The organism is Pseudomonas violetae (assembly GCF_023072615.1).
GTDB classification, from domain to species: Bacteria; Pseudomonadota; Gammaproteobacteria; order Pseudomonadales; family Pseudomonadaceae; genus Aquipseudomonas; species Aquipseudomonas violetae.
The window spans coordinates 312624-330092 of sequence record NZ_JAKNRW010000003.1; the positions used below are offsets into that span (position 1 = coordinate 312624).

Annotated in this window: 17 protein-coding genes; 9 read left to right on the plus strand and 8 right to left on the minus strand. The window is 60.1% G+C overall.

Features of this window, described 5'->3' with window-relative positions; translation table 11 throughout:
• Window positions 1-62 precede the first annotated feature (62 nt).
• From L9059_RS05870 to L9059_RS05885, 4 genes are read right to left on the minus strand one after another with little or no spacing between them, the layout of a single operon-like run.
• Complete coding sequence (locus tag L9059_RS05870) at window positions 63-1103, minus strand: AbrB family transcriptional regulator (protein ID WP_247289135.1); 1041 nt, start codon at window positions 1101-1103, stop codon at window positions 63-65.
• The gene (locus L9059_RS05875; RefSeq protein WP_247289137.1) at window positions 1096-2610 is read right to left on the minus strand and encodes a tripartite tricarboxylate transporter permease; all 1515 of its coding nucleotides are present in this window, start codon (window positions 2608-2610) and stop codon (window positions 1096-1098) included. The genes L9059_RS05870 and L9059_RS05875 overlap by 8 nt, the downstream gene beginning before the upstream one ends.
• A gap of 1 nt (window position 2611) precedes the next feature.
• Complete coding sequence (locus L9059_RS05880) at window positions 2612-3070, minus strand: tripartite tricarboxylate transporter TctB family protein (protein ID WP_247289139.1); 459 nt, start codon at window positions 3068-3070, stop codon at window positions 2612-2614.
• Between the two features lie 57 nt (window positions 3071-3127).
• Window positions 3128-4105: a Bug family tripartite tricarboxylate transporter substrate binding protein gene (locus L9059_RS05885; protein WP_247289141.1), complete on the minus strand. Its 978-nt coding sequence runs from the start codon at window positions 4103-4105 to the stop codon at window positions 3128-3130.
• 378 nt (window positions 4106-4483) lie between these two features.
• Here L9059_RS05885 and L9059_RS05890 point away from each other — a divergent pair, with 378 nt between their 5' ends.
• Window positions 4484-5155, plus strand: a complete 672-nt coding sequence (locus L9059_RS05890) for a response regulator (RefSeq protein ID WP_247289143.1) — start codon at window positions 4484-4486, stop codon at window positions 5153-5155.
• On the plus strand, window positions 5148-6539 hold the full coding sequence (locus L9059_RS05895; RefSeq protein WP_247289152.1) for a sensor histidine kinase: 1392 nt from the start codon (window positions 5148-5150) through the stop codon (window positions 6537-6539). Before L9059_RS05890 ends, L9059_RS05895 begins: the two co-directional genes overlap by 8 nt.
• On the opposite strand, the gene L9059_RS05900 is transcribed toward L9059_RS05895, so the two are convergent.
• Both L9059_RS05900 and ygfZ read right to left on the minus strand, forming a co-directional pair.
• On the minus strand, window positions 6533-7354 hold the full coding sequence (locus L9059_RS05900; RefSeq protein WP_247289154.1) for an HDOD domain-containing protein: 822 nt from the start codon (window positions 7352-7354) through the stop codon (window positions 6533-6535). The two genes, L9059_RS05895 and L9059_RS05900, sit on opposite strands and share 7 nt — an antisense overlap.
• Before the next feature lie 37 nt (window positions 7355-7391).
• Window positions 7392-8333 carry a CAF17-like 4Fe-4S cluster assembly/insertion protein YgfZ gene (ygfZ, locus tag L9059_RS05905; RefSeq protein ID WP_247289156.1) on the minus strand — a complete coding sequence of 314 codons (942 nt, stop codon included), beginning with the start codon at window positions 8331-8333 and terminating at the stop codon, window positions 7392-7394.
• 149 nt (window positions 8334-8482) lie between these two features.
• Between ygfZ and L9059_RS05910 the strand changes: the two genes are divergently transcribed.
• Window positions 8483-8737: an FAD assembly factor SdhE gene (locus L9059_RS05910; protein WP_045058777.1), complete on the plus strand. Its 255-nt coding sequence runs from the start codon at window positions 8483-8485 to the stop codon at window positions 8735-8737.
• Window positions 8721-9173: a protein YgfX gene (locus L9059_RS05915; RefSeq protein ID WP_247289158.1), complete on the plus strand. Its 453-nt coding sequence runs from the start codon at window positions 8721-8723 to the stop codon at window positions 9171-9173. Before L9059_RS05910 ends, L9059_RS05915 begins: the two co-directional genes overlap by 17 nt.
• Here L9059_RS05915 and nadB read toward each other — a convergent pair.
• Window positions 9142-10758, minus strand: a complete 1617-nt coding sequence (gene nadB, locus L9059_RS05920) for an L-aspartate oxidase (protein ID WP_247289160.1) — start codon at window positions 10756-10758, stop codon at window positions 9142-9144. The genes L9059_RS05915 and nadB overlap by 32 nt on opposite strands.
• Window positions 10759-11317: 559 nt before the next feature.
• Between nadB and rpoE the strand changes: the two genes are divergently transcribed.
• The 5 genes from rpoE to L9059_RS05945 all read left to right on the plus strand — a co-directional run bounded on the left by rpoE (window position 11318) and on the right by L9059_RS05945 (window position 15496).
• A complete protein-coding gene (gene rpoE / locus L9059_RS05925) occupies window positions 11318-11899 on the plus strand; it encodes an RNA polymerase sigma factor RpoE/AlgU (protein ID WP_007944079.1) in 582 nt (193 codons plus the stop codon).
• A gap of 31 nt (window positions 11900-11930) precedes the next feature.
• Window positions 11931-12518, plus strand: a complete 588-nt coding sequence (locus L9059_RS05930; protein ID WP_247289162.1) for a sigma-E factor negative regulatory protein — start codon at window positions 11931-11933, stop codon at window positions 12516-12518.
• A gap of 8 nt (window positions 12519-12526) precedes the next feature.
• Entirely contained in the window at window positions 12527-13483 is a 957-nt protein-coding gene (locus L9059_RS05935; RefSeq protein ID WP_247289163.1) for a MucB/RseB C-terminal domain-containing protein, read from the plus strand.
• 181 nt (window positions 13484-13664) lie between these two features.
• Window positions 13665-15098 (plus strand): DegQ family serine endoprotease, encoded by a 1434-nt coding sequence (locus L9059_RS05940; RefSeq protein WP_247289179.1) that lies wholly within the window; start codon window positions 13665-13667, stop codon window positions 15096-15098.
• A 251-nt stretch (window positions 15099-15349) separates the two neighbouring features.
• A complete protein-coding gene (locus L9059_RS05945) occupies window positions 15350-15496 on the plus strand; it encodes a hypothetical protein (protein WP_247289181.1) in 147 nt (48 codons plus the stop codon).
• Window positions 15497-16013: 517 nt separating this feature from the next.
• Here the strand turns inward: L9059_RS05945 and L9059_RS05950 are convergent.
• Window positions 16014-17447, minus strand: coding sequence for a M48 family metalloprotease (locus tag L9059_RS05950; protein WP_247289183.1), 1434 nt, complete (start codon window positions 17445-17447; stop codon window positions 16014-16016).
• Window positions 17448-17469: the final 22 nt, after the last annotated feature.

Consider the following 17469-nt stretch of genomic DNA (forward strand, 5'->3'; position numbering starts at 1 on the left):
CCACACATTAGACCGCGTAGCTGTGGGGGCGGGCTTGCTCGCGAAGAAGGCAACCCGGTCTGTCAGACAGAATCCGGATTGCGATTCCAGTACTTGAACAACGGCTCCGCCAGAAACAGCACAAACAACAGCCGCATCACCTGCATCGCCGTCACCAGTGGCACCGACAGTTGCAGGGTCTGCGCGGTCAGGCTCATCTCGGCGATCCCGCCGGGCATCATGCCCAGAGTCAGCGAACGCAACTCCAGATGGGTCACGGCACTGAGGCCCAATGCCGCCAGTGCCGCGATTAGCATGGTCAGCACGGTGCCGATCAAGGTGCGGCCCATGAACGAAGGCGCGCGACGGAAAAACTGCCGGTTGAAGTGACAGCCCAATCCGCTGCCGATCAACCATTGGCCGATCTGACTGCCGCCATCCGGTAAGCCGATATGCAGGTCCCAGCCGATGCTCACTGCTGAAGTAACCAGCAACGGGCCGAACAGCCATGGGTTGGGTTGGCGCAGAAGCTCCCAGACCCAGGCGGCCAAGGCGCCTGCCGGGAACAGCAGGGCCAGCCACCACCAGCTGACAGCCGCCGGATGAAACACCGGTGCACCGTCACCCAGCAGGTATTTGAATGCCGCTGGCACGCACAGCACCACCACCAGCACCCGTAGGCTTTGCCCAGCAGCGACACGGCTCAACACCGCGCCATTGCGTGCGCCGAGGTTGACCATCTCGCCAGAACCGCCGGGCATGCTGGAAAAGAATGCGGTGGCGCGGTCCTCGCCCGTCTGGCGCATCAACCAGACACCCACTACCGCAGAAAGGCTGGTGACCAGCGCGCCAAAGAAGATCAGGCCAAAGTGGCTCAGCACCTGCTCTATCACCACAGGGGTGAAGTGCAGGCCGATGCCGATGCCGATGATCCACTGGCCGCATTTACGGCCGCCGGGTATTTCTGCCAACTGCCATGGCGTCAGGCAGCGCACCAGGATGATCGCCAGTAATGAGCCGACCATCCATGGCAGCGGCCAGCCAACCAGACTGGCGAGGTAACCGCCCAGCGCACCGACCAGCGGCGTACCCCACCAGTCGTTGAAGGGCGGTCGATCAGACATCGGCGGCGGCGCGACGAGCGACCGAACGTTTGCGCCAGATCCGCAGCAGCGGCACGAACAGCATCACTGCCGTGAGTATCCAGACACCAAAGGTGATCGGGCTGGACCAGAGGATTTCCAGCGCACCGTTGGAAATCGACAGCGCGCGACGCAGGTTCTGCTCCATCAAACCACCGAGGATAAAACCCAGCAGTACTGGCGAAAGCGGGAATTCCAGCTTGCGCAGAATGTAGCCGAAGATGCCGATGCCGATCATCAGGAACAGGTCGAAGGTGGTGGCGTGCACCGCGTAGACGCCAATCCCGGTGATGATGGCGATCACGGGCACCAGTGCCCAGTTCGGCACGGCAAGGATGCGGGTGAAGATGCGGATCATCGGGATGTTGAGGATCACCAGCATGATATTGGCGACGAACAACGACGCGATCAGCCCCCAGACGATGTCTGGCTGTTGCTGGAACAACAGAGGCCCCGGGGTGATGTTGTACAGCGACAGGGCGCCGATCATCACGGCCGTTGTGCCTGAACCGGGAACGCCCAGGGTCAGCATCGGTACCAGCGCGCCGCACGCCGAAGCGCCGATTGCAGTTTCCGGTGCCGCCAGGCCGCGCATGTCGCCTTGGCCAAAAGTGCCGCTGGCCCCGGCGATGCGTTTTTCGGTCATGTAGGCCACGGCGCTGGCAAGGGTGGCGCCGGCGCCCGGCAGTACGCCCATGATGAAGCCGAGCAGGCCGCAACGGATGTTCACTACGAACACCGCAGACGCTTCCTTGAAGTTGAACATCATGCGCCCGGTGGCTTTTACCGCTTCCTGGCCGCGGTGGGTTTTTTCCAGCAGCAGGAGGATTTCGCTGATGGAGAACAGGCCCAGCACCAGCACCACGAACTGAATGCCATCGGTCAGGTGGATATTATCCCCGGTGAATCGATACACACCGCTGTTGGCATCAATGCCGACGGTCGACAGGAACAAACCGATCAGCGCTGCGATAAACGTTTTCAGTGGTCGATCGCCGGCCATGCCGCCGAGGCAGACGATCGCGAACACCATCAGCACGAAGTATTCCGCCGGGCCGAAGGCAATTGCCCATTTTGCCAGCAGCGGCGCGAACAGCACCATGCCACAGGTGGCAATGAACGCGCCGATGAACGAACTCCAGGCCGACAGCGACAGTGCGACACCGGCCATGCCTTTGCGCGCCATCGGGTAACCGTCCAGGGTAGTCATCACGGTGGAGGCTTCCCCCGGAATGTTCAGCAGGATCGAGCTGATCCGGCCGCCGTATTCGCAGCCCAGGTACACCGCCGCAAGCAGGATCAACGCCGACTCCGGCGGCAGGCCGAGGGCGAACGCGATCGGAATCAGCAACGCCACGCCGTTGATCGGGCCGAGGCCCGGCAACAGGCCAACGACGGTGCCTATCAGGGTGCCGCACAGCGCAGTCACCAGGTTGTACGGGCTCAGCGCGACGCCGAAACCCTGGCCCAAGTAGCCGAAAGTATCCATATCAGTTCTCCAGAACGTCGAGCAGGCCCAAGGGCAACGGCACGTCCATCAACTTGTCGAACAGCAGGTAGAGACCAATGCTCATCAGCGTCGTCACGACAATGCTCGGCCCCCAGCGACCGCCGTACAGGCGGGCCATCGGAATACCGATCAGGATGCTGCTGAGGATGAAGCCCAGCGGTTCGAACAAACCGGCGAAGATCAGCAGCAGCACAACGCAGATGCCGATCTTGGTCAGGGTTGCCCGGTCGAGTTTGGGGTCATCGTCGCTGTGCACGATCGGCGTCGGACGAAACAGCATGTACAGCAAGCCCAGGCCCATCAGGCCGAGCATCAGCAGCGGAAAGGCCCGCGGGCCCACCGGTTCGTAGGAAAAAGCTGCCTGGTATGGCCACGCCATCAGCGCCAGGCCGACACAGGCCAGCAACAGCACCGAAGCGAAAATGCGTTGTAAGAGCATGGGAAACTCCTGGGCCACGACCCCGGGGCCGGGGTCGCTGCCGCTAGACAAGGACGATCACTGGATCAGGCCGAACTCTTTGGCCAGCACTTTGTAGTCCGCGACCTGCTTCTTCACGTAGGTGTCCAACTCGGGACCGGTCATGGCGAAGGGGAAGAGTTCGCGCTGATCGCGAAGCTTGGCGAACTCTTCGGATGCCAGCAGCTTGTCGAAGGCGTCTTTCCACCAGGCGTAATCCTCGTCACTGACCTTCGGCCCGAGGTAGAAGCCGCGAACCACTGGCCAGACGATGTCGTAGCCTTGCTCCTTGGCGGTCGGAATGTCTTTCATTTCCGGCTCGTCCAGGCGCTTCTCGGAGAACACCGCCAGCAGGCGCATGTCGCCGCTCTGGATGTGCGGCATGGAGTCGGATATATCGGTGCTGCCGACCTGGATATGACCGCCCAGTAATGCCGTGGCGATTTCACCACCGCCTTCGAGGGCGACGTAGCGCAGGTCGCGCGGGTTGATCCCGGCTGCCTTGGCGACCAGGGCGGTCTGCATCCAGTCCTGGCTGCCCACGGTGCCGCCGGAGCCGATCACCACTTTGCTCGGGTCTTTTTTCAAGGCCTGGACCAGATCGTCTAGGTTCTTGTAGGGCGAATCGCTTTTCACTGCGATTGCGCCATAGCTGGTGCCAACCGCCGCCAGCCAGCGCACCGCGTTCTCGTCGAAACGACCGAACTTGCCCTGGGCCAGGTTCAGCAGGGAGCCACTGGACCACGCCACCAGCGTGCCGGCATCGGCCGGACGCTGGGCGACCACCGCGTTGTAAGCCACTGCGCCGACTCCGCCGGGCATGTAGGTCACGCGCATCGGTTTGCTCAGCACTTTCTGGTTCACCAGAGCGCTCTGCACCAGTTTGCACGTCAGGTCGAAACCGCCGCCGGGCGAGGCCGGGGCGATGCATTCCGGGCGCTTGGGCTCGGCCATGAGTTGGCCAGCAAAGAGCATGCAGCTGGCGGCGAGGGCGAAACGGCGCAATGATCGATTCATGGTGTCTCCACGGGAGTTATTGTTTTTGGAATGATTCAGGCGAAGCGATTTCGCACCGTGCAAGCGGCGCCGATGAGCGTTGGGGAGCGAAAGAAAGGACGAGACGGATCAGCCTGGCGGCATGGGGACGGCATGGTGCAGTACCTCAGTTATTGTTCTTATTGGCGAAAACGCTTCAAGGCGTTTTTCGGGAGCTACATTTCAAAGCACGGGGTGATGGCTTGCAGTCGAAACCATCAGTGGCCCGACTTTAACCGGCCAACCTTTCGCTAACCTTTCAGCGTGTTTTCACCGTTTTGCTGCTTCACAGCCAAGGATCCGGCTGTAAACTCCGCGCCAAAGAATGGCGTCGACCATCCCTGAATGAGGTAGAAATCCATGCGTGTTCTGCTCGTCGAAGACCACTTGCAGCTTGCCGAAAGTGTCGCCCAGGCGCTGAAAAGTACGGGGCTGACCGTGGACGTGCTACACGATGGAGTGGCTGCGGACCTGGCATTGAGCAGCGAGGATTACGCCATGGCGATCCTCGACGTCGGGCTGCCACGCATGGATGGCTTCGAAGTGCTGGCGCGCCTGCGTTCCCGGGGCAAGAACCTGCCGGTGTTGATGCTGACGGCCCGCAGCGACGTCAAGGATAGGGTGCACGGCCTCAACCTTGGCGCCGATGACTATCTGGCCAAGCCCTTTGAACTGACCGAACTGGAGGCGCGCGTCAAAGCCCTGCTGCGCCGCAGCGTGCTGGGTGGCGAACGCCAGCAGACCTGCGGCGTGCTGTCCTACGACCTGGACACTCGACGCTTCACCCTGGCCGAGGAATTGCTCACCCTGACCTCCCGCGAACAGGCGGTGCTCGAGGCGCTGATCGCCCGGCCGGGGCGGGTGATGAGCAAGGAACAACTGGCCTCCCAGGTATTCGGCCTGGACGAGGAAGCCAGCCCCGACGCGATCGAAATCTACGTTCACCGTCTACGCAAGAAACTTGACGGCCAGCCGGTCGCCATTGTGACCTTCCGCGGCCTTGGTTACTTGCTGGAAAGCCGCGATGCATAAGCCCAGCAGTCTGCGCTGGCGGTTGTTGTGGAACCTGGCGCTGTTGCTGGTGGTGTTGATGCTGGCCAGTGGCTTGAGCGCTTACTGGAATGGACGCGAGGCGGCGGACACGGCTTATGACCGCACCTTGCTGGCCTCGGCGCGAACCATCGCGGCGGGGGTGTCGCAGATTGACGGCACCCTCAGCGCCGACGTGCCCTATGTGGCCCTCGATACCTTCGCCTACGACAGCGCCGGGCGAATTTTCTACCTGGTCAACGACATCAACCAGAAACTGATCTCCGGCTACGAAAACCTTCCACCACCGCCCCCGGGTACGCCGCGGACCGACGATTACCCGGCGCTCGCGCGGTTCTACAACGCCACGTATCGAGGCCAGAATGTTCGAGTGGTCAGCCTGCTCAAACCGGTCAGCGAGCCGAACATGAACGGCATGGCCGAGATTCGGGTCGCGGAAACCGATGAAGCCAGGGTCGATATGGCACGCAGCCTCGCGGCAGACACCTTGCTGCGCCTGGGCATGCTGGCGATCGGGGCGCTGTTGTTGGTTTGGTTTGCCGTCAGCGCTGCGTTGCGTCCGCTGGAGCGCTTGCGCACAGCGGTGGAAGAGCGTCAGCCGGACGATTTAAGGCCGCTGCCGCTGGTGGAGGTGCAGCACGAATTGTGGCCGCTGGTGCGCGCGCTAAACCATTTCACCGAGCGACTGCGTGGGCAGTTCGAGCGCCAGGCGCAATTTATCGCCGATGCCGCCCATGAATTACGTACTCCGCTTGCGGCGCTCAAGGCGCGATTGGAGCTGGGCTTGCGGGCGACCGAACCGCAAACCTGGCGCAGCACCCTGGAAACTGCAGCTCAGGGCACCGACCGCCTGACCCATCTGGCTAACCAGTTGTTGTCACTGGCCAGGGTGGAGAACGGCGCCCGGGCGATTGCCGAGGGCGGCGCGCAACTGCTCGATCTCAGCCAACTGGCCCGGGAATTGGGTATGGCCATGGCGCCCCTGGCCCATGCTCGCGGGGTGGCTTTGGCCCTGGAAGCGGACGAACCGGTGTGGTTGCGCGGCGAGCCAACGCTGTTGAATGAACTGCTGAGTAATCTGGTGGACAACGCGCTGGCCCACACGCCATCGGGCGGTAATGTGATTCTGCGGGTCACTGCGCCGGCGGTGCTGGAGGTCGAGGACGATGGCCCCGGGATTCCCCTGGCGGAGCGTGAGCGGGTATTCGAGCGTTTTTACCGACGCAACCAGCAAGTCGCCGGGTCGGGATTGGGCCTGGCGATTGTCGGCGAGATCTGCCGCGCGCACCTGGCGCAAATCAGCTTGCACGATGGCGAGCACGCGGGCTTGAAGGTACGGGTGAGCTTTATGGGGCTCGATCAGTAAAACATCGACCTCGAATCTTCCAGATCCCTGCACAGCGACTCGTTGTGCGGATCAATCCCCAGCTTCCTGAACGCCGGCACTTCAAGGGCATCGACCCGCGCAAGCGGATGATCGCTGTTCTTGTGGCAGTACAAGCTGGCTACCTGCACCAGATCGACATAGTCCAGGCGTTCGGAGTCGCGCTGCAAATCCAGGTACAGCCCGGGGATCTGCACCAGCTTCGCGGGAAACTCCCAGACCCTGAGCAACTTGCCGCCGATCAGCGGATGTATTTGGTCGATGACGTGGTTGAGGCTGACAGAGTCGGCCAGCAATTCATTGTGATCTTCGGCATAGGTCAGGATGGGCAACACGCCGATCTGGTGCACCAGTCCGCCAAGCGCTGCCTGATCCGGCTTGAGCTGGGTGTAGCGACGGCACAGCGCATAGCTGACGCCAGCGATTTCCAGGCTCTTGCGCCAAACTTCGCGCATTTTCTGTTCAACGACTTCGGAGCGGGCGTTGAAGATCTGCTCCATGACCAGGCCAATGGCGAGATTGCTGCTGTAGTTGACGCCCAGGCGCGTGATCGCCGTGTGCAGGTCAGTGACTTCCTGTGTGGCGCGCAGCAATGGGCTGTTGACGACCTTAATCAGGCGCGCCGACAAAGCTGTATCACGCCCGATCACTTTGCTCAGGGCCGTGACACTGATTTCCGGGTCTTCCGCAGCCTTGCGAATCTGCAAGGCCACTTCCGGCAACGTTGGCAGAACCAAGTCATCGTTATCGATGGCCGCAACCAAATCCTGTTGGACCTTTTCCGCCAGCTTACTCATTTCGTCTATCCAGGAGGTATTGCGACAGGTGTTGCCTTCAGCGCTGGATTTCGCGGTCGCGATCCAGCTCATAAGGCAAGTCAAGCAAGTTCAGGGCAGGCCCCTCGAGGCTACCCAGGTGGATATCACCACCTTGCGCCGCTTCGGCTTGCAATACCGCCAGGAGCTCAATGCATTGCCCAGCCTGTGCCGCAATCACCACTTCGCCGATTGCGCTAGCGTGGCTCGGGGAAAACAGCGGTGCGCCGGGTTCCGGCAATTCACTGGAGGTCAATTGCAGGCGATAGAGGCGGCGCTTGAGCTTGCCCAGGTACTGCATACGCGCGACGATTTCCTGGCCTGTGTAGCAACCTTTCTTGAAACTCACGCCACCGATGGCTTGCAAGTTAAGCATCTGCGGGATGAACAACTCGCGGGTGCCCGCCATGACTTGGCCGATACCGGCGCGAATCTGGCCCAGTAGCCATTGATTGAGTTCGCCTTCGGCCAATACGGCACCCAGTTGTTCTTTCACGGCATCGGCCTGATTGGCCGTCACCCAGAGCTCGGCGCGGTCAGGCGAAACCCTGATGGCGATGATCCCGCCGTGGCGCGCGACACTGTCGGTGCCCGCCGGCAGGTCGAGCCCCAGGCTGTTTAACGCAACATCGCCATATTCCAGGCCAAAGCGCGCCCAGGCGGCGCTTTCATCGGTCAATTTGGATTTGGAGAACACCGCGTACTTTTTCAGATCCGCCAACTGCGGCTCAAGTAGCTCGCTCGCCATGGCCATGAGCACGCCGTCACCTTCCAGCAGGATGCGGAAACTCGATTGCATCCGGCCCTTTTGCGTGCAGCGCGCGCCCAGGCTGGCCTGGGTATCACTCAGGTAGTTGAGGTTGCAGGTCAACTGGCCTTGCAGGAATTTACTGGCGTCCGCGCCTCGGACCGCGAGTACGCCTTCGTGAGACAGGTTGCAGAAAAAAGCAGAATCGGCCATGGGTCATCGCAGGGTAAAGAGTCTGGAGGACATCATAAGGGTGTGCCCTCGAAATGGGTAGTTTACAAAAGCTCGGCGGCGCCCGACCAAAGCCGAGTGTCCCGCCGGGCAGGGGGCTGTATACTCGCGGCCTATTTGAGGAGCGCTCCATGGTCGAAAATGTTGAACTCAATCGCCTCTACTGGCACAGCCGCCGCGGCATGCTTGAACTTGACGTGTTGCTGGTGCCCTTCGTCAAAGAGGTTTATCCGCATCTGAATCAGGTCGACCGCGACTGCTACGTCCGCTTGCTCGAGTGTGAAGACCAGGACATGTTCGGCTGGTTCATGGAACGCGCTGAATCGGAAGACCCGGAGCTGCAGCGCATGGTCCGGATGATCCTGGATCGTGTCCAGCCCAAGTAATCTGTTCGAATGCCGCTGGCACGCCTCAAGGCAGTTGCTGGCGGCCTATCTGCTGGCTCAGTTGCTTGCGCTGGTTTCGTTGTTTCTGCTCTCCATTCCGCTCTGGGCCACTGCGCTTGGGGTGCTGCTGTGCGTGGCGCAGGGGGCCTGGGTCTTGCCGCGGCAGGTCCTGTTGAGCCATCCGCAGGCTTTTCGGGGGCTGCGTCGTGATGCCGATGGCTGGCAGTTGTGGAGTCAGGCCGGTGGCTGGCAACCGGTGCAACTGCGGCCAGACAGCCTGGCGCTGCCGCTGATCGTGGTGTTGCGTTTTAGCCTGCGTGGGGAGCGCCGGGTTCGCTCGGTGTGCGTGCCCCGGGATTCGCAGGCGGCGGATATGCATCGCCGCCTGCGGGTCCGGCTGACGTTCAGTCGGCGTAGGTGGGCGGCACCAGAATAGTGTCCAGCGCTACTGGCAACAGGTTCGGATAGTCGAGAGTGTAGTGCAGGCCGCGACTTTCCTTGCGTTCCATGGCCGAGCGGATCATCAGTTCGGCGACCTGGGCCAGGTTGCGCAGCTCTATCAGGTCCCGACTGACTTTATAGTTGCTGTAGAACTCGTCAATTTCATCGAGCAGCAAGCGTACCCGGTGCTGGGCCCGCTGCAGGCGCTTGTTGGTGCGCACGATGCCGACGTAGTCCCACATGAACCGCCGCAACTCATCCCAGTTGTGCGCAATGATTACGTCCTCATCCGAATCGGTAACCTGACTGGCATCCCAGACCGGCAGGTCGATCGGAACGGATACTGCGGGCAGTTGTTCGAGTATGTCCGCCGCCGCTGACCGGGCGTAGACAAAACACTCCAGCAGCGAGTTGCTGGCCATGCGGTTGGCGCCATGCAGGCCGGTGAAACTGGTTTCGCCTATAGCATACAGGCCCGGTACATCGGTGCGGCCGTGCTGGTCGACCATCACGCCGCCGCAGGTGTAGTGCGCTGCCGGTACGACGGGGATCGGCTGTTTGGTGATGTCGATGGAAAATTCGAGGCAGCGTTCATAAACCGTCGGGAAGTGACTCTTGATGAACGCTTCCGGCTTGTGGCTGATGTCAAGGTAGACGCAGTCCACCCCCAGGCGCTTCATTTCATGGTCGATGGCCCGTGCCACGATGTCCCGGGGCGCCAGTTCGGCGCGGGGGTCGAAGCGCTGCATGAAGCGTTCGCCGTTGGGCAGTTTCAGGTGGGCGCCTTCGCCGCGCAGGGCTTCGGTCACTAGAAAACTCTTGGCTTGGGGGTGATACAGGCAAGTCGGATGGAACTGGTTGAACTCCAGGTTGGCCACCCGGCAGCCCGAACGCCAAGCCATGGCAATCCCGTCACCGCAGGCGCCATCGGGGTTGCTGGTATAGAGGTAGACCTTGGCGGCACCGCCAGACGCGAGGATCACGAAGCGGGCGCCGTAGGTGTCGACTTCTCCGGTGCTGCGGTTGAGCACGTAGGCACCCAGGCAGCGATCGCCGGCCAAGCCCAGGCGTTTTTCGGTGATCAGGTCGACCGCCACCCGCTGCTCCAGCAGTTCGATGTTCGGCCGTTGCTGCGCCTGGGCGAGCAGGGTGCGGAAAATTGCGGCACCGGTTGCGTCCGCTGCATGGATGATGCGCCGATGACTGTGACCGCCTTCGCGGGTCAGATGGAATTCGAATCCGCCATCTTCGGTGCCGGACTGCTCATCACGGGTGAAGGGCACACCCTGGTCGATCAGCCATTGAATGGCTTCCTTGCTGTGTTCCACGGTGAAACGCACGGCATCTTCATGGCACAGCCCGCCGCCGGCATTAAGTGTGTCATCGACGTGGGATTCGACAGTATCGGTATCATCCAGGACCGCCGCGACGCCGCCTTGGGCCCAGAATGTCGAGCCGTTCGCGAGGTCGCCCTTGCTCAAAACGGCAATGCGCAAATGACCAGGCAAGGTCAGCGCCAGGCTCAAGCCTGCAGCGCCACTGCCAATTACCAGAACATCGTGTTGAAACTGTTGGCTCATTTCAGAATTCCGCACAAAGCGACCCGAGTCGGGGTTGGCGCAAGACTCCGCAACGGCAGGTCAAGGCAGCCACACAGCCCACTAGTATATAGAGGGGGGGAGCGGCACAATAGCCGAGGCGGCATGGCATTGTGAAACTACCGTGACAAGAAAAATCGGACGCTTCGTCGGATGTTTTTTTCACTGGTTCGGCGACAGCGCGACTGTATCGTGGATTTAACAGTCGTTTTCTGCTCACATTCGCCCATTGTCGCTGGTGCAAGGCTATAAATAATTGGAACTTTTGCCAAAGTGCCAAGCTCAATAGACCGTTGCCCGAATCAAGGGACAGTGTCGGCCTCAGTGCAGGGTGTGTGTTCACAGGCCTGCAACGTGAATCCGGCGACAAGATTATTCGCGCAGCCGGGTTGACCCGCGCTGCGCTTTTCGTGCGTGCCAAATCAGAGCCCGCAGGAAACTTGCTTGGAGGGGGAGAACTTTTGCGAAAAGCCCGAGTCTATGTTTGCAAGTCTGGTCGTTTAGTTATGCAAGCCTCCTTCGAGCTTATCGAGGAGAGTTCATGCTAACCCAGGAAGAGGATCAGCAGCTGGTCGAGCGCGTTCAACGCGGCGACAAGCGAGCTTTTGATCTGTTAGTGCTGAAATATCAGCACAAAATTCTCGGGTTGATCGTGCGTTTTGTGCACGACACCCATGAAGCCCAGGATGTGGCACAGGAAGCCTTTATCAAGGCATACCGTGCACTTGGAAATTTTCGCGGAGACAGCGCGTTTTACACGTGGCTTTACCGCATCGCCATCAACACGGCGAAGAACTATCTGGTTTCACGCGGCCGCCGGCCGCCGGATAGCGATGTCAGTTCCGAAGATGCAGAGTTCTACGATGGCGATCATGGCCTCAAGGATCTCGAGTCCCCAGAACGCGCATTGCTACGGGATGAGATCGAAGGCACCGTCCATCGAACCATCCAGCAACTGCCAGAAGATTTGCGTACGGCCTTAACTTTACGTGAATTCGATGGTCTGAGTTACGAGGACATTGCAGCAGTCATGCAGTGTCCGGTGGGTACCGTGCGCTCCCGGATTTTCCGCGCTCGGGAAGCCATCGATAAAGCCCTGCAGCCGTTGTTGCAGGAAAACTAAAGACAGCGGCGACAGCCAAGAGAGGAACGCCATGAGTCGTGAAGCCCTGCAGGAATCGCTGTCCGCAGTGATGGATAACGAAGCGGACGAACTGGAATTGCGTCGGGTATTGAATGCCTTCGACGATGTTGAAACCCGTGAAACCTGGGCTCGTTATCAAATCGCTCGGGCAGTCATGCACAAGGACCTGCTGCTTCCACGCCTGGATATTGCGGCCGCCGTTTCGGCAGCCCTGGCAGACGAAACCGTACCGGTAAAAGCCACCCGTGGTCCATGGCGCAGCCTTGGTCGACTGGCTGTAGCTGCTTCCGTGACCGTTGCAGTGCTGGCAGGCGTTCGTCTGTACAACCAGGACGAAATCGCGGGTGTAGAATTGGCGCAGCAGTCCAACCAGCCGGGTCTGGCCGTTCCTCAGGTCAAGGGTCCAGCGGTATTGGCAGGCTACAGCGAGAGCTCGGAAGCGACTGGCCCAATGGCCAACGGCGTGCTGCAAGGTCAGCCCGGCTGGCATGACCAGCGTCTGCCAAGCTACTTGCGCCAACATGCTCAGGAAGCTGCATTGAAAGGTACTGAAAGCGCATTGCCGTACGCTCGTGCAGCAAGCCTGGAAAACCGTTAAGGAGGATCATGCGCGCCATACCTCTACTTTCGCTTCTGCTCAGCGGCTGGTTTGTCGCTCCAGCCCATGCGGACGAAGCCCAGGACTGGTTGACCCGGCTGGGCCATGCCGAGCAGACGCAAAGCTTTAACGGTACTTTTGTCTACGAGCGTAACGGTAGTTTTTCTACCCACAACATCTGGCACCGTGTCCAGGATGGCAAGGTCCGCGAGCGTTTACTCCAGCTCGACGGCTCGGCTCAGGAAGTCGTACGTGTTGATGGGCATACTCAATGCGTCAGCGGCACCCTGATTGCAGGGCTTGGGGAATCCTCCAAGTCTGCTGCTCGTGCTCTTGATCCACAAAAGCTCAAGAACTGGTATGAAATTGCCGTCATCGGCAAATCGCGTGTGGCTGGGCGTTCGGCGGTGATTGTTGCCCTGACGCCACGGGATCAGCATCGATACGGCTTCGAGCTGCACCTGGACAAAGAAACCGGCCTGCCACTGAAGTCGTTGTTGTTAAATGACAAGGGGCAGTTGCTGGAGCGCTTCCAGTTCACCCAGCTCAATACTTCCGATGTGCCCTCCGACACTGATCTGCAACCGGGCGCCGACTGCAAGGTCATTGCCGTCGATGGCAACAAGGCTTCCGCAGCGAACGTTGCGCAATCCTGGCATTCGGATTGGTTGCCACCTGGATTTGAATTGGTCAGCAGTTCCGCACACAAGGATCCGCAGACCAAGGCGCAGGTCAACAGCCTGATGTATGACGATGGCCTGGCTCGATTCTCGGTATTCCTCGAACCCCTGAACGGCGCAGCCGTGACTGACACCCGCACCCAGCTGGGGCCCACCGTTGCGGTTTCGCGGCGTTTGACTACACCTCAAGGCGAAATCATGGTAACGGTCGTCGGTGAAATTCCGATCGGCACCGCCGAGAGAATCGCGCTGTCCATGCGCACCGATGCCACCGCAGTCAAGTAGTGAGTCGATATCGAAATGTTTGGTGAGCATTTCAACTTGCAAAAAACTCCAGAATTTTTTATAGGTCACAGCCTCTCGGCTCTGGCCTTGTTTGTTGTTCCCGGAACAAAAATGCCGGCGTATCTTGCCCGGTGTTCCTTGCTCCATATCGCTTAACCATGCTCGTCGTAACGGGAGCCGTATGTCGATACCACGCTTGAAGTCTTACCTCTCCATTTTCGCCACCGTGCTGGTGCTCGGGCAGGCGGTCGCTGTTCAGGCGGTCGAGTTGCCTGACTTTACCCAGCTGGTCGAGCAAGCCTCGCCCGCTGTGGTAAACATCAGTACCACGCAAAAACTGCCGGAACGTAAAGTGTCCGCACAGGATATGCCCGACCTCGAAGGCTTGCCGCCAATGCTGCGCGAGTTCTTCGAGCGCGGGATGCCGCAGCCGCGCACTCCGCGCTCGCCCAGGGGGGATCGCCAGCAGGCGCAGTCCCTGGGTTCAGGGTTCATCATTTCGCCTGACGGCTACATCCTCACCAACAACCACGTGATCGCCGATGCCGACGAAATTCTTGTCCGTCTTGCCGATCGCAGTGAACTGAAGGCCAAGTTGGTCGGCACCGATCCACGCTCCGACGTGGCTTTGCTGAAAATCGAAGGCAAGGACCTGCCGGTGCTCAAGCTGGGCAAATCCCAGGACCTGAAGGCCGGCCAGTGGGTCGTTGCCATCGGTTCGCCGTTCGGCTTTGACCATACGGTGACCCAAGGCATCGTCAGCGCCATTGGTCGCAGCCTGCCGAACGAAAACTATGTCCCATTCATCCAGACCGACGTGCCGATCAACCCGGGTAACTCTGGTGGTCCGCTGTTCAACCTGAACGGTGAAGTGGTGGGGATCAACTCGCAGATCTACACCCGTTCTGGTGGCTTCATGGGCGTGTCGTTCGCCATCCCGATCGATGTGGCCATGGATGTTTCCAACCAGCTGAAAAGCGGTGGCAAGGTCAGTCGCGGCTGGCTGGGCGTGGTGATCCAGGAAGTGAACAAGGATCTGGCCGAGTCGTTTGGCCTGGACAAGCCGGCCGGTGCACTGGTGGCGCAGATCCAAGATGACGGCCCTGCTGCCAAGGGTGACCTGCGGGTCGGTGACGTGATTCTGAGCATGAACGGCCAACCGATCGTCATGTCTGCGGACCTGCCGCACCTGGTCGGCGCGCTGAAAGCCGGTTCCAAGGCCAACCTTGAAGTGATTCGTGACGGCAAGCGCCAGAATGTGGAGCTCACCGTTGGGGAGATCCCGGAAGAAGGCAAGGAGCTCGATGCCCTGCCGAAATCCGGAGTCGAGCGCAGTAGCAATCGCCTGGGTGTCTCGGTGGCCGAGCTGACCGCCGAGCAGAAGAAAACCTACGACCTCAAAGGTGGCGTGATTATCAAGGAAGTCCAGGACGGTCCTGCTTCGCTGATCGGTTTGCAGCCTAATGATGTGATCACTCACCTGAACAATCAGGCGATCGGTTCCACCAAGGAGTTCACCGACATTGCCAAGGCGCTGCCGAAGAACCGTTCGGTGTCGATGCGAGTCCTGCGTCAGGGTCGCGCAAGCTTCATCACCTTCAAGCTGGCTGAGTAACACTGGTTGTTGGCTGAAGAAAAAACCGCCTCGATAGTTGTTCTTCCGACCTGAGGATCACTGTTAGGTGCTTTTTAGCTTGTGACTACGCTAATACCCCTCCTTGAGGGGTATTTTTTTATCCGTCGCGCAGCTGTTCGTAGTTGTCAAAAAAATCAGAGTTACTACGAAATGCAGGGTATTTTTGGGAAGAGCATCGACCTGTTCAAGCATCGCGCCGCGCTCGAAAATCTTCAAATGCTTCTGGAGCAGTGCGCGGGCAATACGTGAACGGCATCGAGGGGCCAGAGGATTACGCTCGCGCCACTGTGCTGCTTGATGAACTGACCGACGGGCATGAGCTCAACAAGTATGAAGAGCTGATCCTTTTCGAGCTTGAAGACGCGATTCTGGCTTAACAACAGAAAGGCGAGCAGCTCAAGGCGTTTAACGCTGCGATAAAGGCCACCATCACGTGGGTCCAACTACTCAAGGACTTGATGGAGACGCTAGAACGGACCGGCTTGGATCTGCCCGAAATGGGCAACCCATTCGCAGTGTCCAAGGTTCTCAACGGCGATCGGCCGATCAGCCATAAATGGCTTTCGCTCTGGCCGAGCGCTTTCCTATGGACCCGAAACCATTTGTTTCGGCTACGGCACTGCTTTCCGGTAAACCGGAACGCAAGCATAAAGCTGAGCTGGTTTCCATGAGGCTCGGAAGGTCGAGGTCCAGAGAGTTCGTATATGTTTGTGATCTTCACCCGAAGCGTGAGGACCAGAAGTTAGTTGCATCGCCGAGGAAGGCTCCGGCCACGCCGCGGCCAGCCAAGGGCTGAACAGGCCTGCCACGTCGGACACATCGCTACCGTCAGGTGCCCGGTTCCACTTCATAGAGCTATGTGCCGCTGCGGTATAAGCCGTAGGACGGCGATAGCTAGCCCATCATGTCCTTGACCATCCGTTCCTGCTCCATCAGCTCACGCTGGCGCGCATCGATTCGCGAAGATAGCGGGAAGTTGCTGCCTGCCTTGCGTTTGGCGAAGTCCAGTTGCTGGATGGCCTGGCGATAGTCGCCCACCAGCGCAAAGTACTCGGCACGCGCCTGATGCAAGCCGATGATATTGCCCGACAGGCCGCGGGTTTCGGCAACCTGATACCACACGTCCGGATCGTCCGGGCGGGACTTGAGCAAGCCTTCCAGCGCCTTCTCGGCGTCGGCGGCCCGGTTCTGCTTCAGCAGCAGGTCAACGCGCACCTGGTTCAGCGGGTAGTTACCGGGAAATTGCGTGAGCATCCGGTCAACCCGTGTCTGGGCATCCGCAAGGCGATTGTTGGTGATGTCCAAGTCCACTTGCGCGAGGTTGTAGATGATCTCGTTTGGCGACTTGGTCAGCAGCTGCTTGAGGTTTTCTCGTGCTTCGTTCAACTGGCCACCCTTGACCTGGGCGATCGCCAGGCCATAGCGGGCAACGTCGCTTTTTGGATTCTCGTCGAGCTGGGCACGAAAGCGCTTGGCCCCCAGGCCCGGGGTTCCTTCGTAGATTAATTGCACGCGGGCACGAATCAACTGATACCGCAGCGTGTCTTCGATGCCACCGGGTTTGGCCTGCTCGGCGCGGTTACGTGTGTCGGCGATCCGGGATTCGGTGACCGGGTGAGTCAGGAGAAACTCCGGAGGCTTGGCGTCGAAGCGATATTGGCGTCCCAGGCGCTCGAACATGCTGGGCATCGAGCGTGGGTCGTAACCGGCTTTTTCCAGGTTGAGAATGCCGATGCGGTCGGCTTCCTGTTCGTTCTGGCGTGAAAAGCGTCGCTGTTCCTGGATCGCCGCTGCCTGGGTGCCCGCAATCGCGGCAATCCCCGCATCGCCGGCGCCGGCTGCAGCGATCACGATACCGGCCAGCAGAGCGGCCATCATCGGTACCTGCATGCGTTGTTGCGCTTCAACGCCACGGGCGAAATGGCGTTGCGATAAGTGAGCCAATTCGTGCGCGAGTACCGAAGCGTATTCGCCTTCGGTCTGGGCATTGAGGAACAGGCCGCCGTTGACCCCGACAATCCCGCCGGGTGCTGCAAAGGCGTTGAGTTGCGGGCTGTTGATCAGGATGAACTCCAGGCGCCGGTCATTCACCTGGCTGGTTTCCACCAGGCGATAAACGCTGGATTCGACGTAATCCTTGAGCTGCGGGTCGTTGAGTTGCGAGACTTGGCTGCGCAGCAGGGCGAGCCAGGCGCGGCCCAGTTGGTATTCCTGTTGCGGCGAGACGATGGCAGAGCTGGCGTCGCCGAGTGACGGCAGGTCGTCGGCGAAGCTCGGTGAGGCGAGCAGGCAAGCGAGCGTCAGCAGGGTAGGGCGCAGAAAGGTCATGCACAAAGCCTTAGTCGACAAA

Excerpts from the sequence above, each read along its gene's own strand:
- L9059_RS05870 (WP_247289135.1), bottom strand. The coding sequence starts at position 1,103 with ATGTCTGATCGACCGCCCTTCAACGACTGGTGGGGTACGCCGCTGGTC.
- rpoE (WP_007944079.1), top strand. The coding sequence starts at position 11,318 with ATGCTAACCCAGGAAGAGGATCAGCAGCTGGTCGAGCGCGTTCAACGC.
- L9059_RS05890 (WP_247289143.1), top strand. The coding sequence starts at position 4,484 with ATGCGTGTTCTGCTCGTCGAAGACCACTTGCAGCTTGCCGAAAGTGTC.
- L9059_RS05910 (WP_045058777.1), top strand. The coding sequence starts at position 8,483 with ATGGTCGAAAATGTTGAACTCAATCGCCTCTACTGGCACAGCCGCCGC.
- L9059_RS05895 (WP_247289152.1), top strand. The coding sequence starts at position 5,148 with ATGCATAAGCCCAGCAGTCTGCGCTGGCGGTTGTTGTGGAACCTGGCG.
- L9059_RS05875 (WP_247289137.1), bottom strand. The coding sequence starts at position 2,610 with ATGGATACTTTCGGCTACTTGGGCCAGGGTTTCGGCGTCGCGCTGAGC.
- L9059_RS05885 (WP_247289141.1), bottom strand. The coding sequence starts at position 4,105 with ATGAATCGATCATTGCGCCGTTTCGCCCTCGCCGCCAGCTGCATGCTC.
- L9059_RS05880 (WP_247289139.1), bottom strand. The coding sequence starts at position 3,070 with ATGCTCTTACAACGCATTTTCGCTTCGGTGCTGTTGCTGGCCTGTGTC.
- L9059_RS05950 (WP_247289183.1), bottom strand. The coding sequence starts at position 17,447 with ATGACCTTTCTGCGCCCTACCCTGCTGACGCTCGCTTGCCTGCTCGCC.
- L9059_RS05900 (WP_247289154.1), bottom strand. The coding sequence starts at position 7,354 with ATGAGTAAGCTGGCGGAAAAGGTCCAACAGGATTTGGTTGCGGCCATC.
- nadB (WP_247289160.1), bottom strand. The coding sequence starts at position 10,758 with ATGAGCCAACAGTTTCAACACGATGTTCTGGTAATTGGCAGTGGCGCT.
- L9059_RS05935 (WP_247289163.1), top strand. The coding sequence starts at position 12,527 with ATGCGCGCCATACCTCTACTTTCGCTTCTGCTCAGCGGCTGGTTTGTC.
- L9059_RS05940 (WP_247289179.1), top strand. The coding sequence starts at position 13,665 with ATGTCGATACCACGCTTGAAGTCTTACCTCTCCATTTTCGCCACCGTG.
- L9059_RS05930 (WP_247289162.1), top strand. The coding sequence starts at position 11,931 with ATGAGTCGTGAAGCCCTGCAGGAATCGCTGTCCGCAGTGATGGATAAC.
- ygfZ (WP_247289156.1), bottom strand. The coding sequence starts at position 8,333 with ATGGCCGATTCTGCTTTTTTCTGCAACCTGTCTCACGAAGGCGTACTC.